Source organism: Streptacidiphilus melanogenes, from assembly GCF_000787835.1.
GTDB lineage: Bacteria > Actinomycetota > Actinomycetes > Streptomycetales > Streptomycetaceae > Streptacidiphilus > Streptacidiphilus melanogenes.
In genome coordinates this window covers 32,990-54,740 of record NZ_BBPP01000023.1, presented here as the reverse complement: position 1 = coordinate 54,740, position 21,751 = coordinate 32,990, and the positions used below count along the sequence as shown (strand labels likewise).

The window sequence follows — 21,751 nt, the reverse complement described above, 5'->3', positions numbered from 1 at the left end:
TCAGCGGGAGGTGTTGGCGTGGACGCCCGTGTGCAGCATGCCGGGGAGGGTCAGCTCGCCGTAGGTCTCGTTGACGGCGGCGATCACGGCGTCCGCGTCGTCCGGGTGCTCGGTCAGGTGCGCGTCGAACTCGCGCAGGTAGTCGCCGGTGAAGGCGAGGACCCGGGCCGCGTCGTCGTCCCGGCCGGGCGCGCGGTGGCCCGCGACGACGCGGTCCGGGTCCAGGCCGCGGACGGTCTCCAGGCTGGCCAGCCAGTCCGCGCGCTGCTCGCGCGTGGTGTCGGCGGTCCACAGGTGGGTGCCGTTGAAGGTGACGTCCCCGCTGATGACCGTTCGCGCGTCCGGGACGTGCACCACGGTGGACGTCGTGCAGTCGCCCTGGCCGACCGCGAGCATGTGCACCGGCGAGCCGTCGATCAGCATGGTGTCGGTGGGCAGTGGCCCGGGGACGATCGGCCCGGAGGTGATGTCGTCCCCGAAGACCTGCTGCCACTGCACGACCTTGGCCAGCCCCGTGCGGGTGATCTCCTCGATCACCGACGGGTCGGCGTAGACGGGGGTGCCGGGAAAGAGCCGCAGCACCTCCTCGGTGCCGAAGTAGTGGTCCGGGTGCGGATGCGTGATCACGATCGCGGCGAGCGCGCGGGCCTTGCCGGCCACCCACTCCGCCAGCTCGCGCCCGGCGCTGCGGGTCAGCTGGGTGTCGACCAGCAGCGCGTGCCGAGGCCCGAGGACCAGAGCGGAGGTGGCGAAGAAGGCGGACTCCGGCCCGGCGAAGACGTCCACCTCGAGCCGCGCCCGCTCCGGGGCCACGGCCGCACCGGGAGCCGTCTCCCCCTCGACCGGACCCTCCACCGGGCCGCCCTGCGGCACGCTGCCGTGCGGCGCGACGGATCGGCCCGCCTCCGGCTCCTCGCCCTGCCCGGTCGGCACCGTGGGTTCGGACTCCGCCCGCGTGCCGGCGCCCCGGCCGCGCCTTCTCGCCATCGCTCGCCTCTTCCGCGTCGCAGCGATCCGTACCCGCACACGCGATCCGGTGGTCCGCGTGGTGCGTCGTCCGCTGTGCGTCGTCCGCTGTTCCTCGCCAGCTCTATCCAAATGATGGCAAACCGAGACTCTTCGCCAGGGATCTCACCACTTCTCGGCGCGCCAGCCGGCCGGGTCCACCCCGCCGGGGACCGGGCCCTCCAGCGGGTAGGGCTCCCTGGTGAGCACGAAGGTGCCCAGGTCCAGATGGGTGACCTGGCCGCTCGCGTCGCGCACGACGCGCAGCGGCTCGCCGTGCCAGTAGCCGCCCTCGGCGATCCAGGTCTCCGCGTCGTCCGCGCGGTGCAGCCGGGCCTCGCGGTTTCCGGTGCCGGTCAGCGGAGCGAGCTCCAGCTCGTCCTCGCCCACCAGGCGCAGCCCGTAGCCGGCCGGCCCCCAGTACCAGGGCCCGGTCAGCGCCAGCACCTCCGGATCGCAGGACGACAGCGGCCGCCACGGCTCCGGGATCCGCGGCTCGCGCTCGGCGACGATCCGCAGCAGGTCCGCAGCCAGCTCCCCGAAGGCCGGGCCGGGGCTGGCCGTCGCATTGGCCAGCACGACGACACCGAGCCGCTCCTCGGGTGCGACCCACAGCATCGCCAGGAAGCCCGGCAGCGAGCCGGTGTGCCCGGCCAGGGAGAGGCCGCCCGCCTGACGCAGCGCCAGGCCGAGCCCGTACCGCTCCTCGCCGTCCGCCTGGCACTCGCGCATCTCCGCCACCGACCCCGCGGCCAGCACCCGGTCGTCCCCCACCGCGAGGAAGGCCGCCCAGCGGGTCAGGTCGTCGACGGTCGACCACAGTTCCCCGGCCGGGGCCATCCGCCCGGTCTGCTGCAAGGGCTCCGAAAGAATCACGTCGGCCCAGGGGTGCACCGCCCAGCCGCCCGCGTGCGGGGCGTCCGGCAGCGCGGTGGTACGGCGCATCCCCAGCGGCCGCAGCACCTCGCGGTGCAGCACGGTGTACCAGTCGTCCCCGCGCAGCTGCTCGACGAGCGCGCCCAGCAGCGCGAAACCGACGTTGGAGTAGTGGAAGAGCCGTCCCGGCTCGTGCCGCAGCGGCGGGTGCTGGAGCAGGTCGGTCGGCTCGGGACGCAGCGCTCCGTCGGTCCGCTCCCACCATGGGCCGGGGGGCTCGTTGGTGAGCCCGGAGGTGTGCGACAGCAACTGGCGGATCGTCACCTCGCCGACGGCCGGCCCGACCACGGGCAGATGCTGCCCGAGCCGGTCGGTGAGCTGCAGCCGCCCCTCGTCACGCAGGCGCATCACCAGCACGGCGACGAACGTCTTGGTGATCGAGCCGATCCGGAACTGGGTGTCCGGATCGGGCGCGTGCCCGTCCACCATGCTGCGCGCGCCCCACCACCGCTGCTCGCCGTCCCGCAGCACGGCCGCCACCACGCCGGGCAGCCGCCCGTCGCGCTGCGCGACCGCCAGCCGGTGGGCGAGCGCCCGCCGCGTCTGCGGCAGCAGCTCGGTGAAGTCGTCGTCGCCGATGGTGGTGCGGCCGGGTTCGCCGGCTCGGGGGTTCGCCATGGTTCGAACGCTAATCCCCCTGCTCGGGCGGGGCGAGGCGATTTCCCGGGTGTCCCCGGGGTCTCCGTGGATCGCCCTGGGGGGCCGGAACGTCCGTCAGAGGGTGACGTCGGACGTGGCCCCGGCCGTGACCGCGGTGGCGCCCGCCGCGCCGGAGGCGACGAGTTTCGAGGCCGCCTTCGGCGCGCGGTGTCCGGCCAGGGCGACCATCCCGAGGCCGAGGACGGCCCAGGCGCCGAGCACGACCAGCGGGAGCCCGATCGCGTGTCGGCCGAAGTACGCACTGTCGCGCAGGGCCGTCGCACCGGCCCCGGCCGGCAGCAGCCGACCGATCCACGAGGCGGCGCCGGGCAGCAGCTCGGGGGCGGCCGCCGCGCCGGACCAGGCGTTGCCGAGCAGCATCAGCACCAGCGAGCCGATCCCGATCCCCTTGTGCCCGAGCAGGACCGCGAACCCGCACACCGCGGACGAGACCGCCAGCACCATCAGCGAGACCACCCCGATGTTGGCCGCCGCGTCACCGCCGAGCACGCCGAGCCAACCCTGGGTCACCGCCACCGCGGACGCGCCGATCGCGGCGGAGGAGAGCAGCAGGAGCAGCACTCGCTGCACCCTGCGCCGGCCGAGCAGGAAGGCCAGCGCACCCGTCCCCAGGCCCGCGATCACGATCGGCAGGACGCCCGCGACGAAGGCCGTGCCGTGCGGATCCGCGGCGGGCAGCGGCACCACGTCGGTGACGGTCGTGCCCGGCATCTGCTCCGCCAGCTGGGTCAGCATCGTCGCCACGGCGGGCGAGGCAGCCGAGGCCGTGAGCATCTGCGAGCCGGCGTGCGCACCGGCCGCACCGGTCCCACCAACCGCGCCGGTCGCTCCCTGCGTGGGCACCGGTGCGAGGACCAGCGCACCGTAGACGTCGCGGTGCTCGATGGCGGTCCGCGCGGCGGCCGCGTCGGGGTAGCGGTGCATCGCGAAGCCGTCCGGCCCGGCATGCGCGGCGAGCTGCTGCTCGACCCGTACGACGGCCGGTCCCGGCCCGACCACCCCGAGCGGCAGCGCACGCGGCGCGATGCGCGCCGCCGGCCAGGCGAAGGCCCAGAGCAGGAAGGCGGCCACCAGCGGCAGGACCACAACCAACAGGTACGGGCGGAGGCGGGCGTTCATGGGAGAGGCTCCCGTCATAGAGAATGAACATTCGTTTTTATGCGCGCACCAGCCTGCGCCCACCCTTCCCACGTTGTCAAGAATGAACGTTCGCTTTACGTTGGACCCATGCCACGCGTATCCCAGGAGCACAGCGAAGCCCGTCGGCAGCAGATCCTCGCGGGCGGACGGCGCTGCTTCTCCGCGAACGGCTTCCACGCGACGTCCATGCAGGACCTGCTGAACGAGATCGGCCTGTCGGCCGGGGCGTTCTACCGCTACTTCCCCGGCAAGGACGAACTGATCCGCACCATCGCCACGGAGTCCCTCGACGACGTCACGGACTCGCTCGCCGCGCACCTCCAGCAGCACGACGCCCCTCTGCCGGAGCTGCTCGCCTCCCTGCCCACCGCACCCATCCGCACCCTGCACGACCCCGAGCTCGCCCGCCTGATCGTCCAGGTCTGGACCGAGGCGATGCGCGACGACGCCCTCTCCGACGTGGTCCGCGCCGGCCTGCAGCGCCTCAACGCGCTGCTTGCGGCGGAACTGACCACCCGCCAGCGCGACGGGGAGCTGCCGCCCGACGCCGACCCGGCCGCGTGCGCCCGCGTCATCCTCGCCACGCTTCAGGGCTTCATCCTCCAGCGGGCCGCCTTCCGCGTGGACGAGCCGCAGGTCTTCGCCTCGGGGCTGGGCATGATGTTCCGGGGATAGCGGGCGCCGCGCCCGCGACTACAGGAACGCGGCCAGGACCTCGATCTCCGCCCGGAGCCGGTCCGCCTGTTCCGGACGCCCGGCGCGGAGGTAGGTGTCGGCGGCGGCCTCCCGCTCCGCGAGCTCCGCCCGCACGATCGCGTGGACGTCGCCCTCCGTCAGCACCCGCCGCGCGACCTCCGCCGCACCGACGCCGACGGGGCTCCGCTCGATGGCGAGCGAGCCGGGGACGCTCCCGGCGGATGCGGCGTCCGCCGGGACCGCCTCCGCGTTCTCGATCGCGCCCAGGGTCGCGCGGAGCACGGAGGCGGAGAGGCGGTCGCGGCCCTTGATCGCGACGCCGAGGGCGTCGCGCAGACGGTGGCGCAGCGGGGCAGGCGACGGCTGCGTCCCGGGCTCGGTCGTGGCATCGGTCATCATGGCGAGGACGATAGGCGCTCACGCCCGGTGCTTTCGACCCGTTTTCTCCCTCCTTTCCCCGGCGGTGGGGCGGCAATTCGCTCCCCCCGAGGGTGAGAACGCGCCGCGACAGTTGCCCCGGGCCGTCCACGTCGTTGGTCCAGGCATGACGGCAGACTCGTTGAGCCCCTCTCCGCCAACGGAAGAAACGTTTCCGCGACCCTCTCGGCAGCAGCACGCGCAGGCGCCGACACAGCCGCGCGAGGGGCTTGGGCAACACCAGCACGAGGAGCCCATTTACGCGCATCTGGCCAAGGCCTGGCACCGCGAGGGCCGAACCGTCCCCGGCGAGCCGGACCTGGAGTGGCGTCGGCTGACCAAGGGCCTGCGAGCCACGCCGCTTCCGGCCCCACGCGACGGCCGTCCCCTGCCCGGCAAGCACCGCCGAGACCCCGAAGGGCAAGAGCAGTGACGTCACCTCAGGCTTCCGCCCCCCAACCGCCCGCCGACCGGGCCGCTCCGGTCAGGCCGCACACACGCGCCGCCCACGGCGACCCTGCCGCCCGCGTCGCCTGCGGCGCCGAGATCCTGCTCCACCTCGTCACCGGACCGGGCAGCGAGATCCCCTTCCCCGCCCGGCTGACCTACACCCAGGCCGACCCCTACGCCGTCCGCCTCCAGTGCCGGACCGGTCCTGCCGCCACCGTGACCTGGGTGCTCTCCCGCGAGACCCTCCGCCACGGCCTCGACCGGCCCAGCGGTCTCGGCGACGTCCGCATCCGGCCCGCCCCGCAGCCGCAGCCGCAGCAAGGGAGGGAGTCCGACAGCCAGGAGTCCGTGCTGATCACGCTCGGCAGCGGGCGGGACGCGGCCCTGCTGCGTGGCGAAGCCGCCCAGCTCAAGCGCTTCCTGGAGCTGTCGGCCACCGTCGTGCCACACGGCGCCGAGCACCGTCACCTCGACATCGACGCGCTCATCTCCCGATTGCGACAGGACCCTTGAGTGCGGAGACCAGGCCGGGTCCGCCGTGGCTGCCGTGCCTGCTCCGACTGCTGTGCCCGCAGCCGCGCCGTGACCGTCGGCAGGCCCACGACGGGTCGGCGGGGCCGCTGCGGACGTAGCCTCGTGGTGTGCCCAGCGCCGAGAACTCCCGGTACGCCGAGCGACCGTCGCGGTTGCCGGACGCGGTGGTGTGGACGCGCGGCGCGACCTCGCCGTCCCCGAGCGGTGGGGTGGACGACGCCGCGTCGGTGCTGCCCGACGGCTGCATGGACCTGCTGTGGACCGAGGGTCGTCTCCTCGTCGCCGGGCCCGACACGCACGCCTACCGGCCCGGCCCGGACCTGCCCGGCCCCTGGGCCGGCGTCCGCTTCCGGCCCGGCACGGCGCCCGCGCTGCTCGGCGTCCCCGCCCATGCCCTGCGGGACCTCCGCGTCGACCTGGCCGAGCTGCGACTGCTCCCAGCCGCCGAGATACGCCGAGCCACCGGGCGCGTCGACGCCGCGCCCGATCCTGCGGTCGCCCTCGAGGACCTCGCCCTCCGGCTGGCCGCGCACGCCCCCGCCCCCGACCCGCTGCTGCGCGCCGTCGTCGCCTCCCTGGCGGCGGGCCGTTCCGTGGCCGCGACCGCCGACACCGTCGGCCTCGGCGCCCGTCGGCTCCACCGCCGTTCCCTCGACGCCTTCGGCTACGGGCCCAAGACCCTCGCCCGCATCCTGCGTCTTCAACGGGCTCTCATCCTGGCCCGCACCGGCGTCCCCCTCGCCACCACCGCCAGCCGCACGGGCTACGCCGACCAGGCCCACTTCGCCCGCGACGTCCGCGAGTTCACCGGATCCACGCTGACCGCCCTGCTCGGCCGCCGCTGACTGCGCGGACGGCGCGGAAGCACGACCGGCCTGACCGGCGCGGACGACCCGGCTACAGCGGTGCCAGTAGGTCGACCCCGTTCCCGTCCGGATCGTGCACCGTCGCGTACCGCTGACCCCAGAACGCGTCCCACGGCTTCAGCGCCCCGTGATACCCGGCCCCGACCAGCTCCTCGTACACGGCGTCCACCTGCTCCGGCCCCTCGCACCGGAACGCGATCCCCACCCGGCCACCCGCCGCCGGCGCGCGCCACTCCGGCTGGAAGGAACGCACCGTCTCCTCGGTGTCCAGCACCAACAGCAGTCCTCCGGGCAGGGCCGCCTCGACGTGCGGCTGCTCCTCCGCCCCTTCGGGGAAGACCAGCCCCAAACGCCGGTAGAAGGCCACCGACGCGGCCATGTCCGAGACGACCAGCCCGACGAAAGCGAACTGCGGCGCAGCTGTCCTCTTGGTGTTCTCCATGTCCACGAGCCTAGGTCGGCGACTCCGGCCGGGTCTTGAAAGAATCGGACATCACCGGATCGGGTTCGCGGGGTACGCCGCCTGGAGCGCCAGCCGCGCCTCGGCCCCGTCCCCGACACGCGTCAGGAACTCGTCCAGCCGCAGGAACTCCTCCCACGCCTCCCGCCCGCTCGCGGCGCACAGCTCCGCCACGACGCGGTCCTCCAGGTCCGGGACCCGCTTGCCCTTCCACACCTTGTCGGCCAAGCTCACCAGCAGATCCTCGACCCCGACGGACACGGACCCCCACGCCGCATGCGTCCCCGCGAAACGCGCCAGCGAGTCCGGCACACCGTGCGCCCGCAACAGCTCCCGCCCCCGCTCCTCGTGCCGCGAGCCCGGCCCGGTCAACTCCTCGGGATGCAGCGTCTTTCCGATGTCATGCGTCGCCGCCCCGAACAGCACAGCCTCACCGTCCACGACCAGCTCGGGGCACTCCCGCTCGACCCACTCGACGAGCTGTGCCGCGACATCGTGCACCAGCCGCAGATGCGCGACCAGCCGCAGCGGCGCACCCAACCGATCCAGCAGCTCCGATACGCCCAACGGCAGTGGCCGCAGCAGTGGTTCATCGCCTGGAGCCAGGGCGGTCGTGAGCACGTCCGGGGCCATCACGCCAGTGTAGGGCGCAGCCGGCTCCGCGCCGGGGCTGGTACGCCCTACTCCGGTGCCTGGAAGCCCCCGATCTTCTGCTCGAGCAGTTCGGCCAGCCGCAGTGGGGTCCGGTCTTCGAACATCGGGCCGATGAGCTGCACGCCCACCGGCAGGCCCTCGGGGGACCGACCCGCTGGGACAGCGGTGGCGGGCAGGCCGGGGAGGGTGGCCAGGCCTGCCCAGACGAGCTGGTCGAAGTACGGGTACGCGACGCCGTCGATGTCGATCCGGCGTTCCCTCGGATCGGGGTGGTGGTCGTGTGGGAACGCGGGCGTGGGCGTGACCGGACACACCACGGCGTCGTATGTGGCGAACAGCTGTCGCCAGGCGTGGCGGTGGAGCTCGCGACGGTTGTTCGCCTCGATCCAGTCGCGGTGGCTCAGCAGCATGCCGCGCAGCACCGCCGCATCGAGACTCCGGTCGTCCGCGCTCAGTCCGGCGGCGCGGGCCTGCAGCTGCTCGTACGCCTCGACGGGGAAACGCGCCACGGAGCCCGAGAACAGCAACTGCCGGTAGAGCACCGCGGCTTCGGTCAGATCGGGCAGCAGCGGACTGTCCCGCTCGACGCGAGCGCCGCCGTCGACGAGCGCGTCGACCACCCGGTTCACGGCCGCCCGTACGGCAGACCCGGTCGGAATGAGCGGATGCTCGTCGAGGACCAGGACCCGGAAGTCCCGGAGCCGTTCGTGGCGCGCGGGCGGCAGCGTCAGGTGGTACGCCACACCGTGCGTCAGCGGATCCGGTCCGGCCATGACGTCGAGCAGGAGCGTGAGGTCGCGCGCGGTGCGCGCCATCGGACCGACGACGGCGAGGTCGTGCTCGACCGGCAGGGCCGGCCCGGGCGGCGGGACCATGCCGCGGCTCGCCGCGAGTCCGAGGCTCGGCTTGTGCGCGTAGACGCCGCAGAAATGCGCGGGGGTGCGCAACGAACCGGCGAGGTCGGAGCCGATGGACAGCGCGCCGAACCCGGACGCCAGGGCCGCCGCCGAGCCGCCGGAGGAACCGCCCGCCGTACGGCGGTGGTCCCACGGGTTGTTGGTGGTGCCGTAGATCTCGTTGAAGGTCTGTATGTCCTGCAGCCCCACGGGCACGTTGGTCTTGCCGAGCACCACCGCGCCCGCGGCCTTGAGCCGCGACACCTGCACCGCGTCCTCGGTCGGCACGTGGTTCCGGTGCGGCGGCATGCCCCAGGTCGTGGGCAACCCGGCGATGTCGTACGACTCCTTGACCGTCACCGGGATACCCAGCAGCGGCCGGTCCTCGCCACAGGCACGCGCCCGGTCGGCATCGGTCGCGGCCGCCCGTGCGCGGTCGAAGTCCGGCACACAGATCGCGTTGATCGCCTTGTCGCCCCGCTCGATGCGGGCGATCGCCGCGTCGGTCAGTTCCGCCGAGGTCACCTCACCGGCACGCAGCGCAGCCGCGAGCTGTTCGGCCGTCAGAAGACTCCACTCCATGCGACCGACCCTACGGGCCTCCGGAGAGGGCCACGAAATACCGCTTCGCACAACGGGGTTTACGCTTTAGCGAGCGACAGCCGCGGCTCAGCTCTGCGCCATGTCCACGAAGCGGGAGTAGTGCCCCTGGAACGCGACGGTGATCGTCGCCGTCGGGCCGTTACGGTGCTTGGCCACGATCAGGTCGGCCTCGCCGGCCCGCGGGGACTCCTTCTCGTAGGCGTCCTCGCGGTGCAGCAGGATGACCATGTCCGCGTCCTGCTCGATCGAACCCGACTCACGGAGGTCGGAGACCATCGGCCGCTTGTCGGTGCGCTGTTCGGGACCACGGTTCAGCTGGGACAGCGCGATGACCGGCAGCTCCAGCTCCTTGGCCAGCAGCTTGAGGTTTCGGGACATCTCCGAGACCTCCTGCTGGCGGCTCTCGGCCCGGCGCGAGCCGCCGTTCTGCATCAGCTGGAGGTAGTCGATGACGACCAGGCGCAGGTCGTTGCGCTGCTTGAGGCGGCGGCACTTGGCGCGGATCTCCATCATCGACAGGTTCGGGGAGTCGTCGATGTAGAGGGGGGAGTCGTTCAGGTCCTGCATGCGGCGGGCGAGACGGGTCCAGTCCTCGTCCGTCATCGCGCCGGTGCGCATGTGGTGCAGCGCGACCCGTGCCTCCGCGGAGAGGAGACGCATGGCGATCTCGTTGCGCCCCATCTCGAGGGAGAAGAAGACGCTCGGAATCTTATGCTTGATCGAGCAGGACCGGGCGAAGTCGAGCGCCAACGTGGACTTACCCATGGCGGGTCGCGCCGCGACGACGATCATCTGACCCGGGTGGAGGCCGTTGGTCAGGGAGTCGAGGTCGGCGAAGCCGGTGGGGACGCCGGACATCTGGCCGCTGCGGGAGCCGATGGACTCGATCTCGTCGAGGGCGCCCTCCATGATGTCGGCGAGCGGGGCGTAGTCCTCGTTGGTGCGCTGCTCGGTGACGGCATAGATCTCCGCCTGGGCGCGGTTGACGATGTCGTCGACGTCTCCCTCGGCGGCGTAGCCGAGACCGGCGATGCGCGTGCCGGCCTCGACCAGGCGGCGCAGGACGGCGCGCTCGTGGACGATCTCCGCGTAGTACTCGGCGTTGGCCGCGGTGGGCACCGAGTTGACGAGGGTATGCAGGTAGGAGGGGCCGCCGACGCGGGTGATCTCACCGCGCTTGACCAGCTCGCTGGCGACGGTGATCGGGTCGGCCGGCTCGCCGCGGGCGTAGAGGTCGAGGATGGCGCTGTAGATCAGCTCGTGGGCCGGACGGTAGTAGTCGCCCGGCTTGAGGACCTCGACGACGTCGGCGATCGCGTCCTTGGAGAGCAGCATGCCGCCGAGGACGGACTGCTCGGCCGCGAGGTCCTGCGGCGGGACGCGTTCGAAGCCGTCGACGCCGGAGCCTCCGGAACCACCGGAGCCACCTGAGCCGTCCGCGGAACCGTTACCGCGCTCCCCGCCACCGCGCCTGTCGCCGCGGTCGCCGCCTCGCTCGCCGCCGCCCTCACGGCGCCGCGAGAAGGGCAGACGGTCGCCCGGACCGTCCCCGGCGGGGCCGCCCGGGGCAGGCCACTCGTCCTCCGGCGGCGGGGGAACGTCCTCGAACCCGCCGTCGTCGTACGGTGCCCCGCTCATCGGTGCCGCCTTCCGTGCCGTGCCGCCCTACCGTGCCGTAGCGGTCCATTCAACGGCACGGCTCCGACAATGGCCAAGATGGTTATCCACAGGGGGTGTGGATGACTGCTCGCTAGCTGTGGAGAACTGCCCCCAGGCTGTGTACGACGCGGGGGACAACCTGTGGACAAGCTCACGCGACGTCCGAAATCAGCGCTCTGACCTGCGAAAACATCAGCCTCCGCAGCATTCCGAGAAAAAGTTCACAACCCGGCTGAAGATCATGACAAACGGTGCACGAGCGACTCCGGGACGCAGCAGAGCGTAATGACCAATGAGCAGTTGCGCCCATTACCTGTGGATGACTACCGTAGGACCATGAGACTGCGCCAGCGCCCCCTCGACCGCGAGATCCTCGCGCTTGCCCTCCCCGCCTTCGGCGCACTCATCGCCGAGCCGCTCTTCCTGATGGCGGACTCGGCCATCGTCGGCCACCTCGGCACCGCCCAGCTCGCCGGGCTCGGCGTCTCCGCCGCCCTGCTGGCGACGCTCGTCAACGTCTTCGTCTTCCTCGCCTACGCCACCACCGCGGCCGTCGCCCGGCGCATCGGCTCCGGCGACCGGCGCGCCGCACTCAAGCAGGGCGTCGACGGCATCTGGCTGGCCCTGCTGATCTCCGTCCTGGTCATCGTCGTCGCCGTGCCCGTCGCACCGGCGGTGGTCCGCCTCTTCGGGGCATCGTCCACCGCCGCACCCTACGCGGTCGACTACCTGCGGATCAGCTGCGCCGGGATTCCCGCGATGCTGATCGTCCTCGCCGCCACCGGTGTGCTGCGCGGCCTGCAGGACACCCGCACCCCCCTCGTCGTCGCCGTCGCCGGCTTCTCCTCGAACCTGCTGCTCAACTTGACCCTCGTCTACGGCATCGGCCTCGGCATCTCCGGTTCCGCGCTCGGCACCGTGATCGCGCAGTGGGGCATGGCCGCCGCCTACCTCACCGTCGTGGTCAGAGGCATCCGCGTCAACCACTCCGGGGACGGGAGCTGGTGGACCACCCTGCGTCCGGACCTGCCCGGCATCCGCGCCTGCGCGACGGCCGGAGTCCCACTGCTGGTCCGCACGCTCAGCCTGCGCGCGATCCTGCTGATCGCGACCGCCGTCGCCGCCCGCCTGGGCAACACGTCCATCGCCGCGCACCAGATCGCGATGTCGCTGTGGAGCTTCCTCGCGTTCGCGCTCGACGCCATCGCCATCGCCGGCCAGGCGCTGATCGGCCGGGCCCTGGGCGGCGACGACGCGGCGGGCGCGCGGGCCGCGACACGGCGGATGGTGGAGTGGGGCGCCGGGTCGGGCGTGGTCCTCGGCACCCTGCTGATCGCGGCTCATGCGCTGTACCTGCCGCTGTTCACCAGCGACCCCGCGGTGCAGCGGCAGGTGCTGCCGGTGCTGGTGGTCGCCGGAGTGATGCAACCGGTGTGCGGCGTGGTCTTCGTCCTGGACGGCGTCCTCATGGGCGCGGGCGACGGCCCCTACCTGGCCTGGGCGATGCTGGCGACGCTGCTGCTCTACGCGCCGGTGGCGCTCTGGTTCGGCGGCCAGGGCCTGACCGGGCTGTGGGTCGCGATCGGCTTCGCCATGGTGGTCCGTGGCGTCTCCATGGCACTTCGCGCCCGGACCGGCGCCTGGCTGGTGACGGGGGCCGTCCGGGCGTAGCCCGACAGGGGCGCTTGGCATGGCAAAAGGGGCGCGGGATCAGATCCCGCGCCCCTTCTCAGCTCAGATGAGCGATCGTCAGGCGGCGACGACGTTGACGCTGATGGCAGCGGCAACCTCGGGGTGCAGCTTGACGGTGACCTGGTGGGCACCGGTGGTCTTGATCGGGGAGCCGATCTCGACGCGGCGCTTGTCGACCAGCGGGCCGTCGACGGCCTTGATGGCCTCGACGACGTCGCTCGGGGTCACCGAGCCGAACAGACGACCGGAGTCGCCCGCACGGACGGCCAGCTTGACGCTGAGCGCCTCCAGCTTGGCCTTGACCTCGTTGGCCTGCTCCAGGGTCTGGATCTCGTGGATCTTGCGGGCGCGACGGATCGCGTCCACGTCCTTCTGGCCGCCCTTGGTCCAGCGGATGGCGAAGCCACGCGGGACCAGGTAGTTGCGGGCGTACCCGTCCTTGACCTCGACGATGTCGCCGGCGGTGCCGAGGCCGGAGACCTCGTTCGTGAGGATGATCTTCATGATTCGGTCACCCTCCTATTCAGCGAGCGGTCGAGGTGTAGGGCAGCAGAGCGACCTCGCGGCTGTTCTTCACAGCCGTGGCCACGTCGCGCTGGTGCTGGGTGCAGTTGCCGGTGACCCGGCGGGCGCGGATCTTCCCACGGTCGGAGATGAACTTGCGAAGCAGGTTCGTGTCCTTGTAGTCGACGTAGGTGATCTTGTCCTTGCAGAAGACGCAAACCTTCTTCTTAGGCTTGCGCACGGGCGGCTTCGCCATCGTGTACTCCAGTGTTCGTGATCAAGTCTTGTGTTGACCGCCAGGTGCGGTCAGACCGCTGAGCGCGGCCGCCGAGCCGCCGTCTAGAACGGGGGCTCGTCCGAGTAACCACCGCCGGCCGGGGCGCCGCCCCAGCCGCCACCGCCGCCGCCCTGCTGGCCACCGCCGGCCGGGGCGCTGGACGCCCACGGGTCGTCGGACGGGCCGGACTGGGAGCCACCGCCCCAGCCACCGCCCTGCTGGCCACCGCCGTAACCGCCGCCCTGCTGGCCCCCGCCGAAGCCGCCGCCGGGACCACCGGAGCGCTGGGCCCGGGTGACCTTGGCGGTCGCCGAGCGCAGGCTCGGACCGACCTCGTCGACCTCGACCTCGAAGACGGTCCGCTTCTCGCCTTCCTTGGTCTCGTAGGAGCGCTGACGCAGACGGCCCTGCACGATGACGCGCATGCCGCGCTGCAGCGACTCGGCCACGTTCTCCGCGGGCTGCCGCCAGACGTTGCACGTGAGGAAGAGGCTCTCGCCGTCCTTCCACTCGTTGGTCTGACGGTCGAAGGTGCGGGGGGTCGACGCGATGCGGAACTTCGCGACGGCCGCACCCGACGGGGTGAACCGCAGCTCAGGGTCGTCGACAAGGTTGCCGACAAGGGTGATGACGGTCTCGCCTGCCATGTTCGACCTCTCGGGAGAAGACGTGCGGGATTAGCTGGATTGCGGGGTGCTGCCGCCGTGCCGGAGCACGGTCAGCCGCGGGTTGCTCGGATGCTCCGCCCGAACAGTCGAGCGGGAGCGGCATTGCTCAGTGGGTGTCCGGGCGCAGGACCTTGGTGCGCAGCACCTGCTCGCTCAGGTTGAGCTGACGGTCCAGCTCCTTGACGACAGCAGGCTCAGCCTTGATGTCGAGCACGGAGTAGATGCCCTCGGACTGCTTCTTGATCTCGTACGCCAGACGACGACGACCCCAGGTGTCGATCTTCTCGACGGAACCGCCGCCAGTCTTGACGACATTGGCGAAGTTCTCGATCAGCGGGGCGACAGCGCGCTCCTCGACGGACGGGTCGAGGATCACCATGACCTCGTAGTGACGCATTGCGGAACCCACCTCCTCTGGACTCAGGCGGCCACGGTCTCTCCGTGGCAGGAGGGTCTTCAATTCACGTCGGCAACGGTAGCGACCGCCACTGACAACGCCGGATACGACGATGTCGGACGGGAGCACACCGGTGCAGACGGTCCAGCCTACAGGCACCCGATCGGGGGCTTGAAATCCGCCCTCGTACCGCCGCAATCTGTACACATCGGGTACGAGGCGCACTACTGTGCGTCATCGCTTGACCTCCCTAAGGAGGCGGTCCCATGGCTCAGTCAGCCCCGCCGGTCCGTGCTGCCGGCCAGGCCCCCCGCCGCAATCCGTTGGCGGCCCTGTTCAACACCGACGGCAAACCGCACCCCCTGGAGAACACGCTCACCGCCGTCACCGCGGTCCTCGGCATCATCGCGATCGCCACCTGCGCCTTTCACAGCCTGCACATCCTGGCCTCCTGGACGGGGCTGGCGGGCGTGATCACGGCGGCCTTCGCGCAGTACCGGTCCGCGACGACGGCCGAACGCTTCGTCATCGTGGTGACCGGCGGCATGGCCGCGGTCGGGCTCGGCATCGGCCTCGCGCACGGCGGGCTGATCTGACCCGGGCACCGAGCCGGCCGGCCGACTGATCCGGCCGCCGGTCCGACCGGCCGCGCGCGGAGGCTCCGCGCGCGGCACGTCACCTCTATGGGGTGCTCCGCCAGGGCAGTAGGCTGCGCACTTGACGCGATCCACGCCCGAGGAGCACCCCCACATGAGCCTGCGCCTGAGGACCATCAGCCGCGAGGAGCACCTGGCCTTCATCCGGAGCCTGCCGTCCGCGAGCCACATGCAGGTGCCCTCGTGGGCGGACGTCAAGTCGGAGTGGCGCAACGAGTCGATCGGCTGGTTCGACGAGCGCGACCAGATCGTGGGGGCCGGGCTGGTTCTCTACCGGCAGCTGCCCAAGGTCAAGCGCTACCTGGCCTACCTCCCCGAGGGTCCGGTGATCGACTGGTTCGACCCGAACCTCGAGGGCTGGCTGCGCCCGATGCTGGACCACCTGAAGGGCCAGGGCGCCTTCACGGTGAAGATGGGCCCGCCGGTGATCATCCGGCGCTGGCAGTCGGAGACCATCAAGAACGCCATCGCCGGCGGCCAGGCCAAGCGCCTGCGCGACATCGAGGCGGACTGGTACGAGCCGCGCGCGATCGACACCGCGGACCGGCTGCGCCGGATGGGCTGGCAGCAGGGCGAGGACGGCGGCGCCGGCTTCGGCGACGTGCAGCCGCGCTACGTCTTCCAGGTGCCGCTGGCCAACCGTTCCCTTGACGACATCCTCAAGGGCTTCAACCAGCTGTGGCGCCGCAACATCAAGAAGGCCGAGAAGTCGGGCGTCGAGATCGTCCAGGGCGGCTACGACGACCTGCCGGTCTTCCACCAGCTGTACCTGGAGACGGCCGAGCGCGACAAGTTCATCCCGCGCCCGCTGTCGTACTTCCAGCGCCAGTGGCGCGCGCTGACCGCCGAGGACCCCAACCGGATGCGCCTGTACCTGGCGTACCACGAGGGCGACCCGCTGGCGGGCACCACGATGATCACCGTGGGTCAGCACGTCTGGTACTCCTACGGCGCCTCCACCGTGCACAAGCGCGAGGTGCAGCCGAACAACGCCATCCAGTGGCGGATGATGCGCGACGCGTACGCGCTCGGCGCGACGGTCTACGACCTGCGCGGCATCAGCGACACCCTGGACGAGACGGACCACCTCTTCGGACTGATCCGGTTCAAGGTGGGCACCGGCGGCCAGGCGGCCGAGTACCTCGGCGAGTGGGACTTCCCGCTCAACAAGCTGCTGCACAAGGCGTTGGACATGTACATGCAGCGTCGCTGAGACGACGTCCTCGTACGTGGCAGGCGGCCCGTCCGCGTACGCTTCAACGACCGACACCGGAACGCGGAAGGCCTCCCATGGCGCTCACTATGTATGTGGACACCCCCCGCTGGCGTGACCACCAGCGCAAGGTGCTGGGGGCCTTCCCCGGCCTGGTGCCGGTCGCCAAGGGCAACGGCTACGGCTTCCGCAACACGCGGCTCGCCGAGGAGGCCACCCGCCTCGGCGCCGACCTGCTGGCCGTCGGCACCGCGTACGAGGCCGCCGAGCTCAAGGACTTCTTCGGCCGCGACCTGATCGTGCTCACCCCCTACCGCATCGGCGAGGACCCGGTCCCGCTGCCGCACCGGGTGATCCGCACCGTCGGCTCCGTCGACGGCGTGCGCGCGCTGGTCGGCGGCCGCGTGATCGTGGAGTGCATGACCAGCATGCGGCGGCACGGGGTCACCCCCGAGGACCTGCCCAAGCTGCGCATGGCCGTCGACGACGTCCGGCTGGAGGGCTTCGCCGTCCACCTGCCGATGGACCGCCCCGACGGCGTCGACCCGCTCGGCGAGACCGCCCGCTGGGTCGACCAGCTGCGCACCGCGGGCCTGCCGGTCCGCACCCTGTTCGTCAGCCACCTCTCCGCCTCGGAGATGGAGCAGCTCCAGGGCTGGTACCCCGACGTGCGCTTCCGCGCCCGGATCGGCACCCAGCTGTGGCTCGGCGACCACGAGGCCATCGAGTGCCGCGGCACCGTCATGGACGTGCACCGCATGGCCAAGGGCGACCGCTTCGGTTACCGGCAGCACCGCGTCTCCGGCGACGGCCACCTGCTGGTCGTGGCCGGCGGCACGGCGCACGGGGTGGGCCTGGAGGCCCCCAAGAACATGTCCGGCCTGACGCCCCGCGCCAAGAACCTCGCCCGCGCGGGCCTGGCCACCCTCGGCCGCAACACCAGCCCGTTCAGCTGGAGCGGCACCAAGCTCGGCTTCGCCGAGCCCCCGCACATGCAGGTCTCGCTGCTCTGGGTTCCGGGCGAGGTCGCCCCGCCCACGGTCGGTGAGGAGCTGCGCGCCACGCTGCGGCACACCACGACGCTCTTCGACCGGATCGTCGACCGGCACTGATCAGGCGAACGGCCGAGGGGGCGACGCGTGACGCGTCGCCCCCTCGGCCGTTCTTCGTCAGATGCGCTCCGTCAGCGAGCCGTCCAGATGGGCGCTGCCCACCGCGTAGCTCGTCGCACCGCTGGGGCGGGTGGTGTCGGTCGGGGCCGCCTGGACGCGGACGCCGCTGAGGGTGAAGACGTCCGCCGCGCCGTCCAGGACGCCGCCCGAGGGGTCGTCGCTGCCGTCGGCGCGGACCGGATCACCGGCCGGGGAGAGGATGTCGCGGACGATCACCACGACCAGGTAGAGCGTCCCCAGGATGTGCAGCGCGATGGCGGCGTGGTACCAGTCCGGCGGGAGGCCCCGCTGGTTCGGGGACGCGCTGTAGGCCAGGTAGTACCAGACCCCGAGGAAGTACAGCACCTCGCACGCCTGCCAGATCAGGAAGTCCCGCCAGCGCGGGCGCGCCAGCACGGCCAGCGGCAGCAGCCACAGCACGTACTGCGGCGAGTAGACCTTGTTGGTCAGCGTGAACGCCGCCACCACCAGGAAGGCCAGCTGCGCGAAGCGCGGCCTGCGCCGGGCTCCGAGCGCGAGCCAGCCGATGCCGAGGCAGGACAGGACCAGCAGGATCGCGATGATGGTGTTGATCGTGTTGGTCGAGGCGTTCAGCCAGCCGTTCTGGGTGAGGATCAGCCAGAACGAGCCGAAGTCCACCCCGCGCGACTCGCTGAAGGTGTAGAACGTCGCCCAGCCGGAGAAGTTGGCGATCATGAATGGGATGTCGACCAGCAGCCAGGCGACCGCCGCACCGGCGAAGGCCCGGCCGAACTCGCGCATCCGGCCCGCCCGCAGGCAGAGCACCAGCAGCGGGCCCAGCAGGAAGACCGGGTAGAGCTTGGCCGCCGTCGCCAGACCGATCAGCACACCCGCCCAGACCGGATAGCGCCGCGCCCACAGGGCCATGCCCACCGCCGCGAGCGCCACCGCCAGCATGTCCCAGTTGATCGTCCCGTCCAGCGCGAGCACCGGCGCCAGCGCGAACAGCAGCGCGTCCCACGGACGACGGCGGTGCGTGCGCGACACCGCGACCACGGCCACGACCGCACAGATCAGCAGCATCCCGGCGTTGACCAGGTAGAAGATCTGCTCCCGGTAGACGTCCCCGCCGCCGGTCGGCGTCAGCTGCGCCGCGCCCCACACGAAGAGCCCGGTGAGCACCGGGTACTCCAGGTACTGCATCGTCGGGTCGGTCGAGCCCGGGATCTTGTCGACGTAGGGGATGTTGCCGGGCAGGTTGAAGCCGCGCAGCGTGAACAGGTGCGGGATGTCGCTGTAACAGGCGTGGTCGTACTGCGCGGAGGCGCCGTAGAACCAGCCGCTGTCGTAGCAGGGCACCTTCTGCACCATGCCCAGCGCCCAGACCACCACGGTGATCACGGCGAGCACCCGGGCCGCCGTCCACCAGCTGACCCCGAGCAGCGCGTGCCGGCCGGGGGCGCCCCCGATCAGCTCGCTCGCGGCCGCGGAGACGGGGTCCTCGTCCGCGGGCACGACGACGGTGTCCTCGGGGGGAGGCACGGGCAGCACCGGCCCCGGCGTGGACTCCAGAGCCTCGTCCACGTCGTCCGCGCCGTCCTCCTCCGGGTCCGCCCAGGGGTGCGGCGCCGGTTCGTCTCCCCGGCCGGCGTCGCCGGCCTGCTGGTCACTCGACGTCATACCGCTCATCCTGCCGCACGATCCTTTCCAGGGGTTGTGGACAACGCGATGCACCGCGGCACCGACGACGCCACGCGGCCCCCACCCATCCGGGTCGGGGCCGCGTGGCGCTCACTCACTGGGGCTGCGCGGGGGCCTACTGGCCGTTGACCCCGGCCGCTGGGGGCGTGGTGTCCGTAGGACCACCCCCAGGGCCGCCGGCGCCGCCCCCACCGCGCTTCTTCGTACTGGACGACGACGGGCAGGGCCCCATCAGGCCGAGCGGATCACCACAGGTCGGACCACCCGCCGCGCCGCTCGGGGTGGACTGGCTCGCACTCGGCGAGGGCGACGTCGAAGCCGACGGGCTGGAGCTGGAGCTCGCCGACGCGGAGGAGCTCGCCGAGGCGCTCGGCGACGCGGTCGGCGCACCGGCCTCGTTGCCGCCCTTGGGCAGCAGCGGCGCCGGCGGGAAGTCCACGGTCGGCAGCCCCTGGAGCGCGTTGGTCATGTAGTCGACCCAGACCTGCGTCGGCATCACGGCACCGAAGACCTTCGGGAAGCCGCCGACGCCCTTCATGGACTCCAGCGTCTGCTTGGTCGGGTCTTCCTTGTACAGGACCACCGAGGTGGACAGCTGCGGCGTGAAGCCGATGAACCAGGCCGACTTGTAGTCGTCGGTGGTACCGGTCTTGCCGGCCGCGGGACGGCCCAGGTCCTTGGCGTTGGTGCCGGTACCGCTCTGAACGACGCCCTGGAGCACGTTGGTCACGGTGTTGGCGATGTCCGAGCTCAGCGCCTCCTTGGTCTGCGGAACCAGGGACCAGGGCTGCGTCTGACCGTCGAACGTGACCTTGGAGACCGAGTAGGGGTCGTGGTAGTTGCCCTGGTTGGCGAAGGTCCCGTAGACGTTGGCCATACGGATCGCGCTCGGCGTCGAGGTGCCGATGAAGAAACCCGCGGTGTTGTTCTGCAGGATGTCCTTGGACAGCCCGAGGTTCTCCGCCGTCTGCTCCACGTTCCGGTAGCCGACGTCCTCGCCCAGCTGCACGTAGGGCGTGTTGATGGACTGCTCCATCGCATAGCGCAGCGTCCGGTAGCCGAACATTGTCGTGCTGTCGTTCGCCTGGTGCAGCAGGCCGTCGGGCTCCGAACACGCCGACTCGCCGGACCTGTCCTCCAGCCAGTTGCCCTGCTGGTCGTGGATCTTCAGGCAGTCGTCGGCGTTGTACTTGCTGTCCGGCGTGATCGCCGTGCGGGTGGTCGCGCCCGGCGAGGTGAGCGCACCGTTCTGCATCGCGGACGCCAGGTCGATCGGCTTGAAGGTCGAGCCGACGGGCACACCGGAGGTGTTCGCGTTGTTGACGTAGTAGCCCTTGTCCTCGCCGATGCCACCGTAGATGGCGACGAGGGCTCCGGTCTTGGGGTTCACGGAGGCGGCGCCGACCTGGACGTTCTTGTCGGCTGTGCGCTTCTTGGGGTCGATGTTCTTCGACTCCATCTTGGCGACGGCGGCGCTGAGTTCGTTGACCCTCTTCTGGTTGAAGGTCGTTGTGATGCTGTAGCCGCCCTGCGCCAGCTTGGCGTCGGTGAGGGCGCCGCCGGAGTGCGTCTCGGCGTAGTTCTGCGCGAGGTCGACCAGGTAACCGACCTGGCCCTTCAGCCCCGGGTTCGGAGCCCATGCCTTCGGCATCGGGAAGCCGGCGGCGAAGGCAGCGTCGTGGTCCGCCTGCGACATCCACTTGTTGACGACCATGCGGTTCAGCACGTACTGCCAGCGGCCGATGGCCCGCTGCTTGGCCGCTGCGTCGGTTTTCACGTTCTGCATGGTGCTGGGCTCGTTGACCGTGGCGGCGATGAACGCGCCCTGGCTGGGCGACAGCTGCGAGGCGTGCACGCCGTAGTAGGCCTCGGCCGCCGCCTCGATGCCGTAGGCGCCGCGGCCGTAGTAGTTGGTGTTGAGGTAGCCCTCGAGCACCTGGTCCTTCTTCATGCCGCCGTTGGCGATCTTGATCGAGATCAGGATCTCGCTGAGCTTGCGCGTGGCGGTCTGGGCGCTGTTCAGGTAGACGTTCTTGACGAACTGCTGGGTGATCGTCGAACCCGACTGGACGCTGCCACCGGTCGCCATGTTCTTGACGGCGCGGACGATCGACATCGGGTCGACGCCGCTGTTGGTCTCGAACGTCTCGTCCTCGGCCGCCATGAAGTCGTGCTGGACGGGCAGCGGGACCTCGGCGAGCTGGACGTTCTGCCGGTTGAAGCCGGTCCGGGCCATGACGGTGTGGCCGTCGTCCCAGTAGAAGATGTTTCCCTGCTTCAGGCTGTCCGCATTCGGGTTCGGGATGCCCACGTGCGCGTAGGCGTAGCCGACCAGCGCCGTCAGGGCGCCGAAGACGAAGAGGAACGTGCTGGTGACCAGCTTCCACGAGGGCAGCCAGCGGCGGACGCCGCTCTTGCCCCAACGCGGGTAGTCGATGAAGCGCTTCGGCCTCGGCCCCGTCGGGGGTTGTTGCCGCCGCCCCCGCCACGACGGGCCCCACCGCCCTTGGTCTGGGCGGCGCGGCGCATCTCGG

At 71.4% G+C, this 21,751-nt stretch carries 21 protein-coding genes; 7 read left to right on the top strand and 14 right to left on the bottom strand.

Annotated features, from left to right (window positions below):
- The 3 genes from TR49_RS23275 to TR49_RS23265 all read right to left on the bottom strand — a co-directional run bounded on the left by TR49_RS23275 (window position 1) and on the right by TR49_RS23265 (window position 3,720).
- Window positions 1-987 (bottom strand): MBL fold metallo-hydrolase, encoded by a 987-nt coding sequence (locus TR49_RS23275; RefSeq protein ID WP_042384684.1) that lies wholly within the window; start codon window positions 985-987, stop codon window positions 1-3.
- Window positions 988-1,131: 144 nt separating this feature from the next.
- Entirely contained in the window at window positions 1,132-2,559 is a 1,428-nt protein-coding gene (locus TR49_RS23270; protein WP_042384683.1) for a serine hydrolase domain-containing protein, read from the bottom strand.
- Window positions 2,560-2,655: 96 nt separating this feature from the next.
- Complete coding sequence (locus TR49_RS23265) at window positions 2,656-3,720, bottom strand: ABC transporter permease (RefSeq protein WP_042384674.1); 1,065 nt, start codon at window positions 3,718-3,720, stop codon at window positions 2,656-2,658.
- Window positions 3,721-3,828: 108 nt separating this feature from the next.
- Here TR49_RS23265 and TR49_RS23260 point away from each other — a divergent pair, with 108 nt between their 5' ends.
- Complete coding sequence (locus TR49_RS23260) at window positions 3,829-4,416, top strand: TetR/AcrR family transcriptional regulator (RefSeq protein ID WP_042384670.1); 588 nt, start codon at window positions 3,829-3,831, stop codon at window positions 4,414-4,416.
- Between the two features lie 18 nt (window positions 4,417-4,434).
- Here the strand turns inward: TR49_RS23260 and TR49_RS23255 are convergent, their stop codons facing one another.
- Complete coding sequence (locus tag TR49_RS23255; RefSeq protein WP_052434561.1) at window positions 4,435-4,836, bottom strand: GatB/YqeY domain-containing protein; 402 nt, start codon at window positions 4,834-4,836, stop codon at window positions 4,435-4,437.
- 447 nt (window positions 4,837-5,283) lie between these two features.
- Between TR49_RS23255 and TR49_RS41680 the strand changes: the two genes are divergently transcribed.
- Together TR49_RS41680 and TR49_RS23245 are read left to right on the top strand one after the other, a co-directional pair.
- The gene (locus TR49_RS41680; RefSeq protein ID WP_052434559.1) at window positions 5,284-5,817 is read left to right on the top strand and encodes an SsgA family sporulation/cell division regulator; all 534 of its coding nucleotides are present in this window, start codon (window positions 5,284-5,286) and stop codon (window positions 5,815-5,817) included.
- Between the two features lie 128 nt (window positions 5,818-5,945).
- Window positions 5,946-6,683, top strand: coding sequence for a helix-turn-helix domain-containing protein (locus TR49_RS23245; RefSeq protein ID WP_042384666.1), 738 nt, complete (start codon window positions 5,946-5,948; stop codon window positions 6,681-6,683).
- Window positions 6,684-6,735: 52 nt separating this feature from the next.
- Here the strand turns inward: TR49_RS23245 and TR49_RS23240 are convergent, their stop codons facing one another.
- The 4 genes from TR49_RS23240 to dnaB all read right to left on the bottom strand — a co-directional run bounded on the left by TR49_RS23240 (window position 6,736) and on the right by dnaB (window position 10,955).
- Window positions 6,736-7,146 carry a VOC family protein gene (locus TR49_RS23240; protein ID WP_042384809.1) on the bottom strand — a complete coding sequence of 137 codons (411 nt, stop codon included), beginning with the start codon at window positions 7,144-7,146 and terminating at the stop codon, window positions 6,736-6,738.
- A 51-nt stretch (window positions 7,147-7,197) separates the two neighbouring features.
- A complete protein-coding gene (locus TR49_RS23235; protein WP_042384807.1) occupies window positions 7,198-7,797 on the bottom strand; it encodes an HD domain-containing protein in 600 nt (199 codons plus the stop codon).
- Between the two features lie 47 nt (window positions 7,798-7,844).
- Window positions 7,845-9,296 (bottom strand): amidase, encoded by a 1,452-nt coding sequence (locus TR49_RS23230; RefSeq protein WP_042384664.1) that lies wholly within the window; start codon window positions 9,294-9,296, stop codon window positions 7,845-7,847.
- Between the two features lie 87 nt (window positions 9,297-9,383).
- Complete coding sequence (gene dnaB / locus TR49_RS23225; protein WP_042384661.1) at window positions 9,384-10,955, bottom strand: replicative DNA helicase; 1,572 nt, start codon at window positions 10,953-10,955, stop codon at window positions 9,384-9,386.
- Between the two features lie 357 nt (window positions 10,956-11,312).
- Here dnaB and TR49_RS23220 point away from each other — a divergent pair, with 357 nt between their 5' ends.
- Window positions 11,313-12,647 carry an MATE family efflux transporter gene (locus TR49_RS23220; RefSeq protein ID WP_042384660.1) on the top strand — a complete coding sequence of 445 codons (1,335 nt, stop codon included), beginning with the start codon at window positions 11,313-11,315 and terminating at the stop codon, window positions 12,645-12,647.
- A gap of 78 nt (window positions 12,648-12,725) precedes the next feature.
- Here the strand turns inward: TR49_RS23220 and rplI are convergent, their stop codons facing one another.
- The 4 genes from rplI to rpsF all read right to left on the bottom strand — a co-directional run bounded on the left by rplI (window position 12,726) and on the right by rpsF (window position 14,514).
- Entirely contained in the window at window positions 12,726-13,172 is a 447-nt protein-coding gene (rplI, locus tag TR49_RS23215; protein ID WP_042384659.1) for a 50S ribosomal protein L9, read from the bottom strand.
- A gap of 19 nt (window positions 13,173-13,191) precedes the next feature.
- A complete protein-coding gene (rpsR, locus tag TR49_RS23210) occupies window positions 13,192-13,428 on the bottom strand; it encodes a 30S ribosomal protein S18 (protein ID WP_030254746.1) in 237 nt (78 codons plus the stop codon).
- An 83-nt stretch (window positions 13,429-13,511) separates the two neighbouring features.
- Complete coding sequence (locus TR49_RS23205; RefSeq protein ID WP_042384656.1) at window positions 13,512-14,096, bottom strand: single-stranded DNA-binding protein; 585 nt, start codon at window positions 14,094-14,096, stop codon at window positions 13,512-13,514.
- A 127-nt stretch (window positions 14,097-14,223) separates the two neighbouring features.
- Window positions 14,224-14,514, bottom strand: a complete 291-nt coding sequence (gene rpsF / locus TR49_RS23200; RefSeq protein ID WP_042366696.1) for a 30S ribosomal protein S6 — start codon at window positions 14,512-14,514, stop codon at window positions 14,224-14,226.
- 266 nt (window positions 14,515-14,780) lie between these two features.
- On the opposite strand from rpsF, the gene TR49_RS23195 reads away from it, so the two are divergent.
- The 3 genes from TR49_RS23195 (at window position 14,781) to TR49_RS23185 (ending at window position 17,495) form a co-directional block, all read left to right on the top strand.
- The gene (locus TR49_RS23195) at window positions 14,781-15,110 is read left to right on the top strand and encodes a hypothetical protein (protein ID WP_042366698.1); all 330 of its coding nucleotides are present in this window, start codon (window positions 14,781-14,783) and stop codon (window positions 15,108-15,110) included.
- A gap of 154 nt (window positions 15,111-15,264) precedes the next feature.
- On the top strand, window positions 15,265-16,383 hold the full coding sequence (locus TR49_RS23190; RefSeq protein WP_042384653.1) for a lipid II:glycine glycyltransferase FemX: 1,119 nt from the start codon (window positions 15,265-15,267) through the stop codon (window positions 16,381-16,383).
- Between the two features lie 77 nt (window positions 16,384-16,460).
- Complete coding sequence (locus TR49_RS23185) at window positions 16,461-17,495, top strand: alanine racemase (RefSeq protein WP_042384649.1); 1,035 nt, start codon at window positions 16,461-16,463, stop codon at window positions 17,493-17,495.
- A 57-nt stretch (window positions 17,496-17,552) separates the two neighbouring features.
- On the opposite strand, the gene TR49_RS23180 is transcribed toward TR49_RS23185, so the two are convergent.
- Both TR49_RS23180 and TR49_RS23175 read right to left on the bottom strand, forming a co-directional pair.
- Window positions 17,553-19,196: a glycosyltransferase family 87 protein gene (locus TR49_RS23180; protein WP_052434557.1), complete on the bottom strand. Its 1,644-nt coding sequence runs from the start codon at window positions 19,194-19,196 to the stop codon at window positions 17,553-17,555.
- 136 nt (window positions 19,197-19,332) lie between these two features.
- Window positions 19,333-21,528 carry a transglycosylase domain-containing protein gene (locus tag TR49_RS23175; protein WP_052434556.1) on the bottom strand — a complete coding sequence of 732 codons (2,196 nt, stop codon included), beginning with the start codon at window positions 21,526-21,528 and terminating at the stop codon, window positions 19,333-19,335.
- Window positions 21,529-21,751: the final 223 nt, after the last annotated feature.